This window comes from Salinivibrio sp. SS2 (genome assembly GCF_001722075.1).
Taxonomy (GTDB): domain Bacteria; phylum Pseudomonadota; class Gammaproteobacteria; order Enterobacterales; family Vibrionaceae; genus Salinivibrio; species Salinivibrio proteolyticus.
In genome coordinates, this window is sequence record NZ_MEBP01000021.1 from 1 (window position 1) to 1302 (window position 1302).

Genomic DNA, 1302 nt, shown 5'->3' on the forward strand with positions numbered 1-1302 from the left:
GAGGGTGTTCAAAGTTCTGTGTCACCCAACGTTTAAAGATCTACGTAGTCGTCGAGCCGCCCTTCGAAGTGGATGCTCAGTTGGGACAATGTCAGGTTCCAATTCTGCACCGGATGCGTCCACTTCTCTGACGCCTTCAACATACCTGCATACAGCAACTTGAGCAATGCGTTCTCGTTGGCAAAGCCACCCTTGGTCTTCGTCAGTTTGCGGAATTGGCGATGAACAGCCTCAACGGCATTGGTCGTGTAAATCGCTTTGCGGACCTGTTCTGGGTACTTGAAGTACACCGATAGATTTTCCCATTTGCTGCGCCACGATTTTATGACCAGTGGATATTGAGTACCCCATTTACTTTCCAGTTCATCTAACGCTTGCTCTGCGGCGTTTTGGGTCGTCGCGCGGTAAACACACTTCAGATCGGACATAAAGGCTTTCTGATTTTTGCTGGCCACGTACTTCACGCTGTTGCGGATCTGATGGATGATGCAAAGCTGAACCTCCGTCTTGGGATAGACAGTTTCGATGGCTTCAGGGAAGCCCTTTAATCCATCGACCGAGGCAATAAGGATGTCTTTAACGCCACGGTTTTGTAGGTCTGTCAGTACATTTAACCAGTAACGGGCACCTTCACTTTCTGAGAGATAAAGGCCAAGTAGTTCCTTTTTGCCCTCGATATTCAGGCCTAAGATTGTGTACAGGGCTTTAGAGACGAAGCGGCCATTTTCTTTGATTTTGTAATGGATAGCATCTAACCAGACGAAGGGGTAAACCGCCTCCAATTCGCGTTCTTGCCAGGCGCGTAGCTCAGGCACCAAACGGTCTGTAATGGCGTTTATCGTGCCATTGGACACTTCAGTCCCATACATCTCAAGAAGGTACTCACGAATGCTTTTGTAGCTATTCCCAAGAGCAAATAATGAGATGATATTACGCTCCATCTCATCGGTTAGCCGAGTCTGATACTTCTTAACGGTCTGCGGCTCGAAAGAGCCGTTGCGATCACGGGGCGTGTCTAGTTCGAACGAGCCTGAAGCGGTTTTGATGGTTTTCTGAGAGACACCGTTTTTGCGGTTAGGCTGACCCTCTTTGGTCAGGTGCTCATCCATCTCAGCAGCCAAAGCAGCTTCGGTGATCTGTTTAATCAACGGCGTTAGCAGTCCATCTTTCCCGTTGAGGTCTTGTCCAGATTGCAGTGCCTTAGCAAAAGCTTGAATATCAATTTCGTATTTGTCGGACATTGATGTATCACTCCCTATTGAGGGTTAACTATAGGAGTGACACAGACTTTTGAACACTACC

The 1302-nt window shown here is 48.1% G+C and carries 1 protein-coding gene; it reads right to left on the reverse strand.

The features are described from left to right. Positions 1-32 precede the first annotated feature (32 nt). The gene (locus BGK46_RS01390) at positions 33-1241 is read right to left on the reverse strand and encodes an IS256 family transposase (RefSeq protein WP_069586691.1); all 1209 of its coding nucleotides are present in this window, start codon (positions 1239-1241) and stop codon (positions 33-35) included. Positions 1242-1302 lie beyond the last annotated feature (61 nt).